This window comes from Chryseobacterium sp. PvR013, from assembly GCF_017833095.1.
GTDB lineage: Bacteria > Bacteroidota > Bacteroidia > Flavobacteriales > Weeksellaceae > Chryseobacterium > Chryseobacterium culicis_A.
In genome coordinates, this window is the sequence record NZ_JAFIBT010000001.1 from 4612005 (window position 1) to 4628408 (window position 16404).

Here is a 16404-nt window from a genome sequence, read left to right on the forward strand (position 1 = left end):
GTTTTATATTACTCATTGCTTATCGCTTATTACTTATTATAAAGAAGCAGCGTGTACAAGCATATCCACTAACTTGTTAGAGTAACCCATTTCGTTGTCATACCAAGAAACAAGTTTCACGAAGTTTGGAGAAAGCATGATACCAGCATCTTTGTCGAAGATAGAAGTTCTCTTATCTCCTACGAAGTCCTGAGATACTACAGCATCTTCAGTATATCCTAGGATACCTTTCAATTCACCTTCAGAAGCAGCTTTGATTACTGAACAGATATCTTCATAAGAAGCAGCTTTTTCAATTCTCACTGTTAAATCTACTACAGAAACGTCAACAGTTGGTACTCTGAAAGACATACCTGTTAATTTTCCGTTTAGTGAAGGGATTACTTTTCCTACTGCTTTAGCAGCACCTGTAGAAGAAGGGATGATGTTGTTTAGAGCAGCTCTACCACCTCTCCAGTCTTTTACTGAAGGACCATCAACAGTTTTCTGAGTAGCTGTTGTAGCGTGTACAGTTGTCATTAAACCTTCTACGATTCCGAAGTTATCGTGGATCACTTTAGCTAAAGGAGCTAAACAGTTTGTAGTACAAGAAGCGTTTGATAAAATTTTGATATCATCAGTAAGTTCCTTGTGGTTTACCCCCATTACGAACATTGGAGTATCATCTTTAGAAGGAGCAGAAAGGATTACTTTCTTAGCACCAGCGTTGATGTGAGCCTGAGCCGTATCTTTAGATAAGAAAAGACCTGTAGATTCTACGATATAGTCAGCACCAATTTCATTCCACTTTAGGTTGTTAGGATCTCTTTCAGCAGTTACTCTGATTCTTTTCCCGTTTACTACAAGATCATTTCCTTCTACAGAAACTTCACCTGGGAAAATACCGTGTACAGAGTCATATTTTAACATGTAAGCCATGTATTCTGCATTAATAAGGTCATTGATTCCTACAACTTCAATGTTGTCTCTTTCAGTCATTGCTCTGAAAACAAGACGTCCAATTCTACCAAAACCGTTGATACCTACTTTAATTGTTGACATAATAGTTTGTTTTTATTAGATTATAAAAATAATTAGATTGCTAAGATTTTTGAAATCAGTAAAAGATCTTCATTGATTTCGTTATGTTTTTTAATGGCTTCTTCAATAGGCGTATACGTCAGATCGTTGGAACGCATTCCGGCCATTACATTCGTTTGTCCTTCCATTAATCCTGTTACAGCACCGTAGCCTAATCTGCTTGCCAAAACTCTGTCTGCACAGCTTGGAGAACCTCCTCTCTGCATATGTCCCAGAATCGCTACACGAATGTCATAATCAGGGAAGGTAAGTTTTGTTTTTTCAGCAAGTTCATATACATTGGCTAGTTTTTCACCTTCTGCTACAACCACAATGCTTGATGCTTTTCCGGTTTTTTCTGCATCTCTGAATTTTGCGAAAAGCTCATCAATACTGTCTTTTTTCTCAGGAATTAAAATATCCAGAGCTCCGGTTGCCAATCCACTGTTTAAAGCAATAAAACCTGCATCACGACCCATCACTTCCACAAAGAAAACTCTGTTGTGAGACGTTGCGGTGTCACGGATTTTATCAATGGCATCCATTGCAGTATTCAAAGCAGTATCGTATCCGATGGTGTTATCTGTTCCGAAAATATCGTTGTCGATTGTTCCCGGGATACCGATTACTCTGATTCCAAATTCTTCATTAAAGATTTTTGCACCGGTGAAAGTTCCGTCTCCACCAATACAAACCAATCCGTCTATTCCAAGCTTTATGCAATTGTCATAAGCTTTCTGACGGCCTTCTTTCGTTCTGAACTCAGTGGATCTGGCAGATTTTAGAATCGTTCCACCCTGGTTGATTATATTTTTTACGGAACGGGCTCCCATTTTCAGGAAATCATTGTTGATAAGGCCGTTGTAGCCTTCTCTCACTCCGTAGCATTCGATATTATAGTAATTGGCGGTTCTTACTACCGCTCTTAATGCCGCATTCATACCCGGAGAGTCACCCCCTGAAGTAAGAACTGCAATCTTTTTTACAGCACTCTCTTTCATCAAGTAAAAAATTTCGAACACAAATTTACAAAAACAAGTTCAGATTATCGTAGTAACTTTCCAATAGTTTTGAATATAAATTATTAAAAGCTTCTGAAGTTTGTAGGTTTAAAAAAATATCGTGCAGTTTTTGTTTCTTCAGCATGGATGTCAAGATCGTACCAGGGTGTAAAATAGGGATTAAACGGATTAGAAAGCACATGAACCGACTGAGCTGGGGTAAATCCTTCACTTAATAAATACAATCTTTCCCCTTTTTGATTTTTGCAAACTCCGGTAATGAAGACAATATGTCCGGGACTGCCTGGAGTGATCAGAATATCTCCTGTTTTCAGATTAGAATTTCTTGTAACGGGCTTTGTTTCTTTGTTTAATGAAATTGTTCCTGCGTAATTGAAAATAAGATCCAGGTAATTCCTGAAACTCCCATAAGAATCATCAAAAGCTGCTGTTTTTCTAAAGCTGACCGAATTTCCGCTGACAAAAGCTCTCGTTCCGTTTTTATAATCGTTCCAGCTGAGAAGATCACCACTGGTAAAATGAAACTTGATTTCGTTAAATTTTTTTGCCTTATAAAGATACTCAGCTCTCATCCGGATTGCCGCATCAGCACATTGCTGGAGATCTTTATTTCCGGTATCAATGTCAAAAACAGCCTCATGAAGATGCTGGGTAGAAATAGGAGTACCATCATATTTTAAAATTGGACTGTCATAAGGTTTCAGCTTAAAATTTTCAATAAAATATCCGTAAGAATCTGGTTTTTCGTCTATCCACTCATATCCTTCCGGTGGAGAAAATCTTTCCCGGATGGTATTTTTATCCTTATGGATCTTTAGAGAATTTTCAGCAATTAAATGTTCGTTATGATCCGGTTCAGCCAGTAAACGGTCTGACAGTTTTTCTTTTGTACAGCCTGTGAGAAAGAGAAATGCTGTAATTCCTGTGATAATTTTTTTCATGCGTTTTTAGTTGATACAAAGATCATTTTTTTTAGATATCTGGCAATAAGGATTCTGAAAATATGAAGATTTGAAACCTGCTTTACCCCTTTTCTTTTTCCGGAATTAAAAGTTTTCCCCACTCATTCAGTTGCCAGAGGATTTCCACCAGCTTTTCACCAAGTTCCGTTAAAGTGTATTCAACCCTTGGGGGAAGTTCATTAAAAGATTGCTTTGTTAAAATACCATCTTCCACCATTTCAGTCAGCTGTTGATTGAGAACTCTTCGGTCCACTTTTGCAATACCACGCAAAAATTCACTGGGACGTTTTTTCCCTTCATTGATCTGCCACACAATAGGAATTTTCCATTTTCCACTAATTGTATTGACCGCTACTTCCAACGGGCAGATTTTATTTTCTTCAGCTCTTTCCTTTGTTTCCATAAAATTGACTTTTTTATCCCTATGGGTGAAAAATATGCGGTATTGCCTATTATTAAAGGCTTTTACATCTTTGTAAAAATAATAAAAAACAATGAATACATTGGCAATGGAGATTGAGCAATTGAATTGTGAACTTTCGTTACAGCTTCCAAAAGAAATGTTGGATGCATTCGGACATTCTATTGAAGATTTAAAAACAAAAAATATAGGACAGAAAAGTATTCAGATCGGCGATAAAATACCGGAGTTTTCTATACCCAATGCAGTCGGCAAAAAGGTAGACTCACAGGAAATCCTTAAAAATGGAAAAATAATTCTGGCTTTTTATAGAGGAAGCTGGTGTCCTTACTGTAATCTGGAATTGAAGTTTTTGCAGGATAATCTTTCAAGAATAAAAGAAAAAAATGCTGTTTTAGTCGCCATTTCTCCTCAAAGTCCGGATCATTCTCTGACGATGGCAGAAAAAAACAATCTTAAATTTGAAGTACTTACTGATCACAATAATGATTTTGCAAAAAAGCTGGGTATTGTATTTCAGCTGCAGGATTTCGTATTGCCTTATTATCAGGATTTAGGAATTGATCTTTCTCTTTTCAACAATAATAATGAAAATACATTACCAATTCCTGCTGTTTTTGTAGTGGATGAAAATGGTAAGATTCTATATAAATTTTTAGATGTAAATTACATGAGCAGAGTAGATATAGAAGAATTAATACAGGCATTATGACAGAAAAACGAAAAGGTGCCCGCTCCATCAAAGATATTCCCTCCGATATCTTAGAACAGCTGAACAAAGGTGAAATTGAAACTGCCAATCTTACGGAATGGCTGGCAGTAGATCAAAGGCTGTTGTTAGAAAATCTTCTTCAGCAGAATCACCGTACAGAATATTTGAAACCTATTTTAGAAAATGTAGATCAGCTGAAAAAACAAACGGTTAATACCATTAATGAAACCATTGGCATTGGTTTGCTTCATTGGGCCGAAAATAATAAAGATGAAGAATTTCTGCTGAAGCTATCAACCCATCCGGCAGATCTGGTACGATGCTGGGCTGCTTATACGATCGGAAGAAACAGTAATTTGACATTCAGAGAGAAATTAAACAAAATCCAGACGTTTGCTTCTGATACCCATTTTGGAGTGAGGGAAATATGCTGGATGACTGTACGTCCGGATATTTCAAAAAATCTTGTCGAAAGCTTATCTGTTTTATCGGAATGGACTCAGCATGACAATGAAAATGTGAGACGCTTTGCCAGTGAATCTACCAGACCAAGAGGAGTTTGGTGTGAACATATTGATGCTTTAAAACAAAATCCGGGACTAGGACTGGAAATTTTAGAACCTTTACGATCCGATTCCTCCCGCTATGTGCAGGATAGTGTTGGTAATTGGCTGAATGATGCAAGTAAATCACAACCCGAGTTCGTGGTGGAAATCTGTGACGAATGGCTTCGGGAAAGTCCCACAAAAGAAGCGCAGTATATCGTCAAAAAAGCATTGCGAACGATTAAGAAGTAAAAGTTATCCACAAATTTGAAATGTTGATTTCAATTCTTGTTATATAAATAACGGGTTTTCATTTATTTAGATAAGATTTCCATATTCCTTATTCTTTTAGAAATGCCTTAATCTGCTTAGTTTTTAAGGAAAAAACTGTTTTGAAATATTTTCAATGTTAACGCTATGTTAACTGTAAAAAGTTATCCACAATATGGGTTTTTGATTAATGTGGATTCTATCAGTCACTATATTAATAGTTTAAATAAAAATTGAAAAATGAGGACTTGAAATTCACTCTTTTCTTCGCCGAAAAAAAAGTTATCCACAATATGGAATTTCAGACTACCATTTTTCAGTCAGATACTTCCAATATCTTTTCGGAACATGCTGAATATGGAGTTTCATATTCTTTCGTTCCACAATATTTGTTTTGGTAAAATAGCGTTGCCAAAGTACCTGATAACTCTTTTCCTCATCATGAAATTTCTGCTGATAATTATTGAAATCAATCTTTTCATCAGGATAAAAGAAGTCACAGGTGTCCATATCATAAAGAATTCCATAGTTTCTTCTCAGGTCATAGATCATCCATTTCTGGTCCTGATACCGGTCATGAAAATGTTTTCTGATCAATGGAATAACGTTAAAGTCAGGATCTATTTTGGAAAAGAAGACTTCATCTTTCATTTTTTCAAAACGGACAAATGCGGTCATTCTATGCCTTTCCCTGTCTACTGATTTCCCGATTTTAGAGATTTTCAAAATATCAGAATCAGCAAAATTTTCAAGGATATTTACTTCCGGATGCTTCATAGATTGTCTTACCGCAGACAAGATGAGGTTTTCAAGATGGGGCTCTTCTGATAAAAAAACTTTTAAAAGTTTATAAACGCCCTGTTTTCCGATATTCTGTTCCAGTTTGTTCAGAACTCTTTCAGATTTTTCTGTCTGGGTAATAACTTCATGGATCTCAGCAAAAATATTTTTCTGGTGAAATCTTTCTCTACTTGTGATCTCTACATCTTTATAACGGTATTCGAAAACTTCAAATATCGCAGTGAAAAGTCCGTCGAAACTGCCATCGTAGAGTAGGGTTGTCATATATTTAATTTAAAAATTTAATAATGTGAAAATGTATAATTTGAGTTGGACTGTCATTCTGAATGAAATAAAATGAAATGAAGAATCTGGTTAATTGAAGAGATTCTTCCTTCGTCAGAATGACAGTAATGTTGTATTATAAATTTGTGATCATTCGTGAAAATATTAGTGTGGCTTGTGTTTAATATCAGGATCAAAATAAAGTCAGCTGTTGTGAAAACTGATTATGAAATTTGGATGAGCTTCCCCCAATCAGCAGCTTTCTGAAGTTTTTATCCGTTAAATACCTTAGGTAAGCATTCCCTGCATTGAAATCAATGAAATATTTCGCCCGGTTTACAGCAGCACCCAATTTTTTCAAATGATCCATTGTTAAAACCTGGAAACGTCTTGCACTGACAATTTTCTGGGCTGTTTTCACTCCAATCCCCGGAATTCTTAAAATCATCTGATATTCGGCGGTTTGAAGATTAATAGGAAATTGATGAAGGTTTCGCAATGCCCAGCTTAACTTGGGATCTACTTCCAGATCAAGGAAGGGCATATTCGGATCCAAAATCTCTTCTGCTTTAAAACCATAAAACCGCATCAGCCAGTCAGACTGATACAATCGGTTTTCACGAAGCATAGGAACTTCTGTCGTTAAAGAAGGCAGTCTCTGATCTTCCAGAACCGGAACATATCCGGAATAATAAACCCTTTTCAGATTAAAATTTTTATAAAAATGATCGGCAACTTTGATGATCTGAAGGTCGTTTTCATTGGTTGCTCCAACGATCATCTGCGTAGACTGTCCCGCTGGAGCAAACTTGGGAACTTTTTTCAGAACTTTCTTTTCATCCTTATATTGAATGATTCCTTTTTGAATATACCGCATCGGGCTGATCATATCCTGTCTGTTTTTTTCAGGTGCCAATAATTTTAATCCGCTTTCTGTAGGGATTTCAAGATTTACTGATAACCGGTCTGCATACAAGGCAGCTTCCTGCATCAGGCCGTCACTCGCTCCCGGAATAGATTTAAGATGAATATAGCCGTTAAAGTTCTCTTCCAGCCGAAGTTTTTTGGCAACTCTTACAAGCCGCTCCATCGTTGTATCTGCATTTTTGAAAATTCCTGAACTCAGAAATAACCCTTCAATATAGTTTCTGCGATAAAAATTGATGGTGAGATCTACCACTTCTTCCACTGTAAATGCAGCTCTTTTAATATCATTGGAGCTTCTGGAAACACAGTAAGCACAATCGTAAATACAATGATTGGTCAATAGAATTTTAAGCAAAGAAACACATCTGCCATCTTCTGTATAGGTATGACAAATCCCACTTGCGGAACTGTCTCCCAAAGCTCCCTTTTTATTCTTTCTCGTTCCTCCGCTTGATGAACAGGAAACGTCATACTTCGCTGCATCAGCAAGGATTTCAAGCTTTTCTTTCAGGCGGTCAAAATTCATACTTTTAAATGATTGATATGTTTTGTATCGGAATTATATTTAAATATTGTTCAAATTTAGTTCCAAAATTGATAAATGTCAATCTTTTTTCATAGAAGTTATCAACAAAAAAGAGTCTCAAAATCATTATATTTACGGCTCATTAAAGTTTATATCATGAATCATAAACCAATCGAAGGTTTTTCCAAGCTTCCAAAGCAGGGGAAAATCGAATGGCTCGTAAACGAATATCTTGAAGGAAACCAGGAATATCAAAATATATTAAAACAATATTGGAACGATGATGCAGATCTTCAGAAACTTCATGAAGAGTTTTCTGAAAATACCATCTCCAATTTTTATATGCCGTACGGAATTGCTCCGAACTTTTTAATCGATGGAAAATTATTGGCTCTTCCAATGGCTGTTGAAGAAAGTTCTGTAGTAGCAGCAGCTTCCAAAGCCGCTAAATTCTGGATCGACAAAGGTGGTTTTAAGACTACCATTATCAATACAGAAAAGTTGGGACACACCCACTTTATTTTTGATGTTGAACCTCATAAATTATTACATTTCTTTAATTTCAGTTTAAAGAAAAAACTTCTCGAATCAACGGAAGATATTACAGCCAACATGAGAAAACGTGGCGGTGGTATTTTAAATATAAGCCTGATGGATAAAACAGCAGAAATGCCTAATTACTACCAGTTGAAAGCAAGTTTTGATACGGTAGATTCAATGGGAGCAAACTTTATCAACTCATGTCTTGAGCAGTTTGGGAAAACGTTAAGACAGGAAGTGGCAACCAGTGAAGATTTTACTCAGGAAGAAAAAAATTCTTTACAGATTGTAATGAATATTCTTTCCAACTTTACGCCTGATTGTATCGTGAGAGCTGAGGTTTCATGTAAAATGGAAGATTTAAAAGACGACAGTGGAATTTCTCCTGAAGAATTTGCTTCTAAATTTAAACAGGCAGTTACCATTGCAGAAATTGAACCTTACCGTGCAACTACTCACAATAAAGGAGTAATGAACGGAGTAGATGCTGTTGTGATTGCTACCGGAAATGATTTCAGAGCTACTGAAGCCTGTGCACATGCGTATGCAGCGAGAGACGGACAGTACAGATCTTTAACCCACTGTACAACAGATAACGGAGTTTTCAGATTCTGGATTGATCTTCCTATTTCTGTAGGAGTTGTAGGAGGGCTTACCAATCTTCATCCTTTGGTAAAATTCTCGTTAGCACTTCTTGGAAAACCTTCCGCACAGGAATTGATGAGTATTCTTGCTGTTTCAGGTCTTGCACAAAACTTTGGTGCATTACGTTCTCTGGTTACTACAGGAATTCAGAAAGGTCATATGAAAATGCACTTACTGAATATTCTGAACCAGTTGGGAGCTACAGAAGAGGAAAAGCAGCACTTTGTAACGTATTTCAAAGATAAGACGGTGAGCCATCATGAGGTGATCAATGAATTTAACAGAATGAGAGAAAACTAATGTTACAGATCATTTTGCCCATTGTATTCCTTCTTTTTGGATTTTTTCTGAAGAAAACAAACAATGAAGGTTTCAGAAGTTCCAAAAGATTTGCCAATATGTTTATCATACTGGGAATTTCTACATTGGTTGCTAAGTTTATTCTAATGTACCTAAAATCGAAATAGTGAAAAAGAGTATTGTATTTTTCTTACTGATTTCCGGGTTAAGTTTTTCGCAACAGCAAAAAGTGAAAATAAGTAATCTGCAGCCGAAAACTGAAGATACCGTTTTTCCGGTTGTTTCTTATTCTGAAAATCCGAGAGTAGAAAATAAAATCAATACATTTCTGCAGGTAGATCAGCTGGAATATGTTCCCGGATCTGGTGGAAATCCTTTTAAACTGGCTTCTACAGCAACAAATTCCTATTCAAACTATGTTTATTTTTATAGTTGGGACAAGATTGAAACTCCTAAAAATATTCTGAGTATTGCGATAAATGGTGAAGCTTCTGGTGCATATCCGGAAGAGTTTGCAGACTGGAAAAATTTCGATCTGAGAACCGGAAATTATATCAACCCTGAAGATTTATTTCAAGCAGAGAGCTTTAAAACTATCAATGGTTTAATTCAAAAGAGAATTCAAAAAAGAGTTGGTGATTTTTTAAACCAACTGAAATCTGAAAAAAATCCTTCAGAAGAAACTCCGGATCAGATTGCTCTGTATGAAGATTGTTTCACGGAGTATACTTTGAACGGCATCAAAATTTTTTTTGAAAAAGATAAACTGACTTTTGTTGCCGGAAGATGTTCCAACCATGCTATGCGGGCGCTGGATGATCTGGGAAGTCACAAGATAGAATTTTCTTACAAAGAGCTTGACAAATATTGGAGTTCTTATGCTAAAAACCTGATTTCCGGATCTGAAAAGACAGAGATAACAAGTCTTAATAATAAATTGTATAAGGGAAAGATCGATGGAAAGTATTCCATTACTGTTTTGATCAGTCAGGTATATGATGATGGTTCTTTCTCTGCAAAATACTGGTATGATAAAAATAAAAAACTAATTGAGTGGAACGGAAAGATAAAAGGTAATCACATTTCTATTATAGAAAACGATTATTATAGCGAAGAAACCAATCAATGGGTTTTCAAAGCCTTGGTGGAAGCAGATCTGCAAGGCAGGAAAATCATCGGAACCTGGCAGGATGAGAAAACAAAAAAATATTTAACCCTAGAATTAGAAGAGTTATAAAATGAAAACAATTACTTTAGTTTTTGGAGCGGTTTACGGAATGGTTTCTGTAATCTTGGGTGCATTCGGAGCACATGCTTTAAAGAAAATATTAGCTGTGGAAAGACTGGAGAGTTTTGAAACAGGAGTGAGATATCAGATGTATGCAGCTTTTTTCCTGCTGATCATTGGTTATATTTTAAAATTTGAAACTTCTGCTGAAAAATGGACTTCCATTTTAATGATTGCAGGAACCCTTTTATTCTCAGTGAGCATCTATTTCCTGAGCATGCAGGATTATCTTGGAATGAATCTTAAATTCCTAGGTCCTATCACTCCGCTTGGAGGTTTAATGATGATCTTAAGCTGGGGAATGCTGATCTTTTATTTTGCTAAAAATAGAATTTAGGAATGAAGATTAACAGAAGAAGACGGTTAATACGAACATTCAATCTTTTAGATCAACCTATCAGATTCAATCCGTTTGTGTTCAGCCGTACTTTTTTTATGTGGGCTGTTACAGGTCTTGTAGGCGGTATTATTGCCGGAGGATATTGGATCGTTCTGGAACATTTTACAGAATTTCTGGCCGAGTTTCAAGGTTGGCAGGTTATTCCAACCATGGCGATCTGTGGTTTGCTGGCCGGGCTGGTAATCCATTTTATAGGTGATCCCGGAGAAATTCATTTGATCGTTAACAACATCAGATTTAATAAAGGAAAACTGGAACCGAAGAATAATCCTTCGATGATCCTTTCTTCTCTTTTTTGTGTTGCATCAGGTGGAAGTTTGGGTCCTGAAGCTCCTTTGGTACAGGTTACAGGATCTACGGGAACCTGGCTGGGAAAAATTTTCAGACTGAAGGGAGAAGAACTGCGTTCTTTGAGTATTGCCGGGATGGCTTCCGGTTTTACAGCATTATTTGGTGCTCCGCTTGGGGGAAGTCTTTTTTCTTTGGAGATTTTGCATCACAAACATGCTGTAGAGTATTATAAAGCCATTATTCCTGCGTTGGTAGCAAGCTGTTTCAGCTATCTGATGTTTGCTTTGATTATCCATTTGGGAATTGGAGCAACCTGGGATCTGAAAGCATATCATTATACCGGAGTGTATGATTTTCTTTATGCTACATTGTTCGGAATTGTAGGAACTCTTTTCGGGTGGATTTTCATTTTTGTAGTTAAATTTTTCAAAAAGATTTTTGAATACAGAAAATTTCCGATTTATATTAAAACATTTGTAGGAGGAATTATTTTAGGAATCATTGCCTATAATTTTCCCATTACAAGATACTTTGGGCACAACGAGATCAATCAGCTGATCGGAAGAAACTTCGGATTGAATTTTTTAATCCTGATTCTGGTCTTTAAAATACTGGCTATTGCCATTACGGTAACTTCCGGATGGAGAGGTGGATTTATCATTCCTTTGTTTTTTGTAGGAACTACATTAGGATTAATTATTCACAATTTGTTTCCAAACGTAGATACTACATTAGCCATTGTAAGCTGTATGGCGGCGATCAATGCCTGCGTAACAAGAACACCGATGAGTACTACAATTATTCTGGGAACCCTAACGGGATTTACTTATTTTGTGCCGATATTATTTGCCAGCCTTACCGGATATTTCCTGGCTCCGAAAATTCCGTTTATCGGATCTCAGTCTGAGAAATTGTCGGAAGAATAGGGGAAATGGAGTGATATGTTAAAAATCAAGTCGATCAGACTTTAAATTTTAAGTCAATAAACTTGAACTTCCGTGTCTTTTTAGTAAATTTGTCAACCTTTAAATATTAAAATAAAATAATAAAAATAATATGAATCTTCACGAGTATCAATCAAAAGAGATTTTATCAAAGTATGGAGTAGCTATCCAACGTGGTTTCGTTGCAAACAACGTAGAAGAAGCTGTAGCAGCTGCTGAAAAATTGACTGCTGAAACCGGAGCACAGGCTTGGGTTGTAAAAGCACAGATTCACGCAGGTGGTCGTGGTAAAGGTGGGGGTGTTAAGTTTTCTCCAAACATGGATAAACTTAAAGAAAACGCTCAGAATATCATCGGAATGCAGTTGGTGACTCCACAAACTTCTGCTGAAGGTAAAAAAGTACACTCTGTTTTGGTTGCAGAAGATGTTTATTATCCTGGAGAATCTGAAACTAAAGAATTTTATGTTTCTATTCTTTTAGATAGAGCTGAAGGAAAAAATACAATCGTATATTCTACTGAAGGAGGTATGGATATTGAGCACGTTGCAGAAGTAACTCCTCATTTGATCCACAACGAATTGATTGACCCGGCAATCGGTCTTCAAGGATTCCAGGCTAGAAAAATTGCTTTCAACCTAGGTCTTGAAGGTAATGCATTCAAAGAATTTGTGAAATTTATTTCATCTCTTTACAATGCATATACAGGAATTGATGCTTCTCTTTTCGAAATCAATCCGGTATTAAAAACTTCTGATAACAAGATTATCGCTGTAGATGCTAAAGTAACTTTAGATGACAACTCATTGTTCCGTCACAAAGATTTGGCTGAGCTTAGAGATACTAGAGAAGAAGATCCAATGGATGTAGAAGCTGGTGAAGCTGGTCTTAACTTCGTAAAGCTAGATGGTAACGTTGCTTGTATGGTAAACGGAGCTGGTCTTGCAATGGCAACTATGGATATCATCAAATTATCAGGTGGTAACCCTGCTAACTTCCTTGACGTAGGTGGTACTGCTGATGCTCAGAGAGTACAGACTGCTTTCGGAATCATCTTAAGAGATCCAAACGTAAAAGCAATCTTGATCAACATCTTCGGAGGTATCGTAAGATGTGACAGAGTTGCTCAGGGTGTTGTAGATGCTTACAAAGCTATGGGTAGCCTTCCGGTTCCATTGATCGTAAGATTACAGGGAACTAACGCTGTAGAAGCTAAAAAATTAATTGACGAGTCTGGTCTTCCGGTACACTCTGCAATTACTTTAGAAGAAGCTGCAAACAAAGTAAAAGAAGTTTTAGCTTAATCTGAAATTTTCAAATAAATAGAAAACCGTTCCATTTTTGGAACGGTTTTTTTGTTATTATTTTGAGTGGTAATCGTTGAATTAACGGGATTTATTTCCTGAATTCTTCCAGCCGGTAAAGATCCAGAACATTGGGTGCAATTTTTAAATCCGGCCTGAAAATCAATATTCCTTTCACAAAATTTTTGAGTAACAAATTTCCATTGGTAATAACGGTGTCAATATTTAAATTGACAGTCTTCCGGGTAGCTTTTTTTAATTCAGGCTCAAAGAAATAGATACATAAACCAGGAGCAGATTCATCATACTCTGTTAATAATACATCATATTGGTCAGTTTCCGGATTAGAGTGAAGTTCAGCATAGGCTAAGGAATGTACAATGTTCCGGTTGCAGTAATGATGAATTCCTTTTTCATCAACAATAATATGAGTGGTGATATTTTTTTTGTTTTTCTGAAAGAGCATCCAGACACAAAAACATAGGATTGCTATAAAAAGGGCAATGAGGACAATTTTTATTTCTCCTGAGATTTCTTTTGCATTAAATGCCAATATAGCCATTATGATAATGGATAAAGGAGTCATAATTAAAAACGCTATGCCAACCACTTTTATCAATAAAGAAAGCCTTTTTGAAGTTTTTGATTCAATAGGGTGGAATGAATTGGATTGTGATGGCATTGTTTTATAGATTAAGATCTTTACATAAAAGTAAGAAATTATACGGTAATAAACTGAATATGAAACGGTTATAATGCATAATCTAATTCGATCAGTAAGCCAGAATATAAAAGCATTTATTTATCATGATTTTCTGGAGGAAGGGATTCCCCATTGGTAATGCTGATACTGGTTGGTGTTACCAACTGAACTTTGTCCAAATCAAAACGTTCTTTAATTCCTAAATAGGCCTTACTTCTTATTTGAGCAAGGTTAGCTCCTACTTTTATCCAGAATTTCACCTGAAGATTAAATGCCCCTTGTTTAAGGTCTGTAAAGATCACCTCTATAGTATCTAACTTATCCACATTATCAAGGTTTTTAATCACATCCAGAATTCCTTTCTGTGCTTTGCTGATATCTTCATCAGCGGGAATTTCAAAATTTAAAATAATCCTGCGTTGTGGGGAAGCGGTAATATTATAAAACGGAGCATTGAAGACAACCTGATTGGGAATGTAGGCTTTCTTACCGTCATCAGTAAGCAGTTTTGTGGTTAAAAACCCAATTTCCTGTACCGTTCCGGAATGAGCTCCAATCGTGATATAATCTCCTACTTTATAGGCCTTATCAATGCCAATCAGCATTCCGGAGAAAATACTTGACACAAGATCCTTCAGCGCTACCCCTGCAATAACCCCTGCCACTCCTAAACTTCCGATAAATTTCCAAAGAAAACCACTGAAACCCATTATTTCCAGAGAAATAAATGTTCCCATCAGCATAATCAGGAATCTGAATACACTGATTAAGGCTACTAAAGAACTCTCTTTTTTGCTTTTCGGGAAAAATTGGTGGAATAATTTTACGGCTCCTTTGCTTAAATATTTACTGCTAATAAGAAAAAAAGTAAATACTAAAATTCCGACAATCAGCTTTGGAGTAAGTTCCGCAAATGTTACATACCAATTTTCCAATACTTTATAAACAAGATCTACATACCTGAGCCCGGTTTTCTCCATGAATAAAAATTTTAATTAAAGATATAAATTTTCAACAAAAAATTTGCCAGTTCCAAAAAGTCTACTAAATTTGTAGACTATAAAGAGTGAACATTATGTCAATCAAATTAGGAGATACAGCACCCAACTTTCAGGCAGAATCGTCTGTAGGGGATATCAATTTTTATAATTATCTGGGAGATTCCTGGGGAATTCTGTTTTCGCATCCTGCAGATTATACGCCCGTATGTACTACAGAATTGGGGTATACAGCTAAGCTGCAGTCTGAATTCGATAAAAGAGGCACTAAAGTGATTGCTTTGAGTGTAGATGGAGTAGAGGATCATCAAAACTGGGTGAAAGATATTAATGAGACACAGAATACTCATGTTTTGTTTCCCATTATTGCTGATAAAGACAGAAAAGTTTCAGAGCTGTATGATTTTATTCATCCCAATGCTTCTGCTACGGCTACTGTACGTTCTCTTTTGATTATTGATCCTTCCAAAAAAGTAAGACTGATTATTACCTATCCGGCCTCTACAGGAAGAAATTTTGATGAGATCCTTAGAGTGCTGGATTCTTTACAGCTGGTAGATAATTATAAGGTGGCTACTCCTGTTAACTGGGAAAATGGAGAAGATGTTATTATACCGCCTACCATTTCTACGGAAGAAGCCAGGAAAATTTTTCCAAAAGGGGTAACGGAAATAAAGCCGTATCTAAGATATACCCCACAACCGAATACATGATTTATTTGATTTTTTATAGTTTAGTTTTAATTTGTACGAAAAGCGCCTCGAAATTAAATTCCGGGGCGCTTTCATTTTATAATTATGTATTGTAAATCGATTGATTACTTAACGTCGTTGATGATTTGTTTACCTTTAGAAGTTGGTAAATAAATGCTAAATCCTACATTGAAAGTTAAAGTAGAAGTTAATCCCTCGCTACCAAATCCAGCAACACCATTATATTTTACTAAACCTTCAACACCGATATTTGGTGTAATGAAGTATGAATAACCAGGACCTGCTCCAAAATCTAAACCTGTAGTAGAGTTAGATCCTTCAGTAGAAGTACCTCCAACACCTACATTACCTTCGAAGAACCATCTTCCGTGGTGTAATAAGTTATCTACTCCTTTTTCTCCTGGAGAAACATAATATCTACCTAAAGCTCCAACTTTATATACAAAATTGGTAGGCGATCCATTTGTTACTTTATTAAATCCTAAATCTACATATCCTCCTACTGCTACATTGTCTTGAATAAAATAAGCTGCTTTTGGCTGTAGTGAAATATTATATCCACCGCCTGTATTTAAACCAAAATTACTGGCTACGATGCTACTTCCTACCATCCAATTACCTTTCTGAATCTGAGCGTTTGCAGTTGCTGTTAAGCCTGCTACGGCTAATATCCCTGTTAAAATAAGTTTTTTCATAATTTATTATTTTAATAATTAAATGTTTATTATTCACGAATTATAGAAAAAACAATAAATGTGCCAGACTCTTAA

General features: G+C 36.1%; 17 protein-coding genes. 8 read left to right on the plus strand and 9 right to left on the minus strand.

Annotation, left to right across the window (positions count from 1 at the left end; translation table 11 throughout):
• Positions 1 to 36: 36 nt before the first annotated feature.
• The 4 genes from gap to JOE44_RS21005 form a co-directional block, all read right to left on the minus strand.
• Positions 37 to 1041 carry a type I glyceraldehyde-3-phosphate dehydrogenase gene (gene gap, locus JOE44_RS20990; protein WP_047386314.1) on the minus strand — a complete coding sequence of 335 codons (1005 nt, stop codon included), beginning with the start codon at positions 1039 to 1041 and terminating at the stop codon, positions 37 to 39.
• 32 nt (positions 1042 to 1073) lie between these two features.
• Entirely contained in the window at positions 1074 to 2060 is a 987-nt protein-coding gene (pfkA, locus tag JOE44_RS20995; RefSeq protein ID WP_209787276.1) for a 6-phosphofructokinase, read from the minus strand.
• A gap of 83 nt (positions 2061 to 2143) precedes the next feature.
• Entirely contained in the window at positions 2144 to 3022 is an 879-nt protein-coding gene (locus tag JOE44_RS21000) for a DUF4846 domain-containing protein (protein ID WP_209787278.1), read from the minus strand.
• An 82-nt stretch (positions 3023 to 3104) separates the two neighbouring features.
• Positions 3105 to 3446, minus strand: coding sequence for a helix-turn-helix domain-containing protein (locus JOE44_RS21005; protein ID WP_209787280.1), 342 nt, complete (start codon positions 3444 to 3446; stop codon positions 3105 to 3107).
• 91 nt (positions 3447 to 3537) lie between these two features.
• On the opposite strand from JOE44_RS21005, the gene JOE44_RS21010 reads away from it, so the two are divergent.
• Both JOE44_RS21010 and JOE44_RS21015 read left to right on the plus strand, forming a co-directional pair.
• Positions 3538 to 4176 carry a peroxiredoxin-like family protein gene (locus JOE44_RS21010; RefSeq protein WP_209787282.1) on the plus strand — a complete coding sequence of 213 codons (639 nt, stop codon included), beginning with the start codon at positions 3538 to 3540 and terminating at the stop codon, positions 4174 to 4176.
• Positions 4173 to 4973 (plus strand): DNA alkylation repair protein, encoded by an 801-nt coding sequence (locus JOE44_RS21015; protein WP_209787284.1) that lies wholly within the window; start codon positions 4173 to 4175, stop codon positions 4971 to 4973. Before JOE44_RS21010 ends, JOE44_RS21015 begins: the two co-directional genes overlap by 4 nt.
• Before the next feature lie 324 nt (positions 4974 to 5297).
• Here JOE44_RS21015 and JOE44_RS21020 read toward each other — a convergent pair whose 3' ends face one another.
• Positions 5298 to 6056: a TIGR03915 family putative DNA repair protein gene (locus JOE44_RS21020; protein WP_209787285.1), complete on the minus strand. Its 759-nt coding sequence runs from the start codon at positions 6054 to 6056 to the stop codon at positions 5298 to 5300.
• 193 nt (positions 6057 to 6249) lie between these two features.
• Entirely contained in the window at positions 6250 to 7509 is a 1260-nt protein-coding gene (locus JOE44_RS21025; protein ID WP_209787287.1) for a putative DNA modification/repair radical SAM protein, read from the minus strand.
• Positions 7510 to 7665: 156 nt separating this feature from the next.
• Here JOE44_RS21025 and JOE44_RS21030 point away from each other — a divergent pair, with 156 nt between their 5' ends.
• From JOE44_RS21030 to sucC, 5 genes are all read left to right on the plus strand, one after another.
• Positions 7666 to 8994: a hydroxymethylglutaryl-CoA reductase, degradative gene (locus JOE44_RS21030; RefSeq protein WP_209787289.1), complete on the plus strand. Its 1329-nt coding sequence runs from the start codon at positions 7666 to 7668 to the stop codon at positions 8992 to 8994.
• A gap of 166 nt (positions 8995 to 9160) precedes the next feature.
• A complete protein-coding gene (locus tag JOE44_RS21035) occupies positions 9161 to 10231 on the plus strand; it encodes a hypothetical protein (protein ID WP_209787291.1) in 1071 nt (356 codons plus the stop codon).
• 1 nt (position 10232) lies between these two features.
• Positions 10233 to 10619, plus strand: a complete 387-nt coding sequence (locus tag JOE44_RS21040; protein ID WP_047096689.1) for a DUF423 domain-containing protein — start codon at positions 10233 to 10235, stop codon at positions 10617 to 10619.
• Positions 10620 to 10621: 2 nt separating this feature from the next.
• Positions 10622 to 11899, plus strand: a complete 1278-nt coding sequence (locus JOE44_RS21045; RefSeq protein WP_209787292.1) for a chloride channel protein — start codon at positions 10622 to 10624, stop codon at positions 11897 to 11899.
• A gap of 130 nt (positions 11900 to 12029) precedes the next feature.
• Complete coding sequence (gene sucC, locus JOE44_RS21050) at positions 12030 to 13220, plus strand: ADP-forming succinate--CoA ligase subunit beta (protein WP_047386334.1); 1191 nt, start codon at positions 12030 to 12032, stop codon at positions 13218 to 13220.
• Positions 13221 to 13311: 91 nt separating this feature from the next.
• Here the strand turns inward: sucC and JOE44_RS21055 are convergent, their stop codons facing one another.
• Together JOE44_RS21055 and JOE44_RS21060 are read right to left on the minus strand one after the other, a co-directional pair.
• The gene (locus tag JOE44_RS21055) at positions 13312 to 13902 is read right to left on the minus strand and encodes a hypothetical protein (RefSeq protein ID WP_209787293.1); all 591 of its coding nucleotides are present in this window, start codon (positions 13900 to 13902) and stop codon (positions 13312 to 13314) included.
• 116 nt (positions 13903 to 14018) lie between these two features.
• A complete protein-coding gene (locus tag JOE44_RS21060) occupies positions 14019 to 14903 on the minus strand; it encodes a mechanosensitive ion channel family protein (RefSeq protein WP_209787294.1) in 885 nt (294 codons plus the stop codon).
• Between the two features lie 95 nt (positions 14904 to 14998).
• On the opposite strand from JOE44_RS21060, the gene JOE44_RS21065 reads away from it, so the two are divergent.
• On the plus strand, positions 14999 to 15634 hold the full coding sequence (locus JOE44_RS21065; protein ID WP_209787295.1) for a peroxiredoxin: 636 nt from the start codon (positions 14999 to 15001) through the stop codon (positions 15632 to 15634).
• Between the two features lie 104 nt (positions 15635 to 15738).
• Here JOE44_RS21065 and JOE44_RS21070 read toward each other — a convergent pair whose 3' ends face one another.
• Positions 15739 to 16329 carry a hypothetical protein gene (locus JOE44_RS21070; RefSeq protein ID WP_034694879.1) on the minus strand — a complete coding sequence of 197 codons (591 nt, stop codon included), beginning with the start codon at positions 16327 to 16329 and terminating at the stop codon, positions 15739 to 15741.
• Positions 16330 to 16404: the final 75 nt, after the last annotated feature.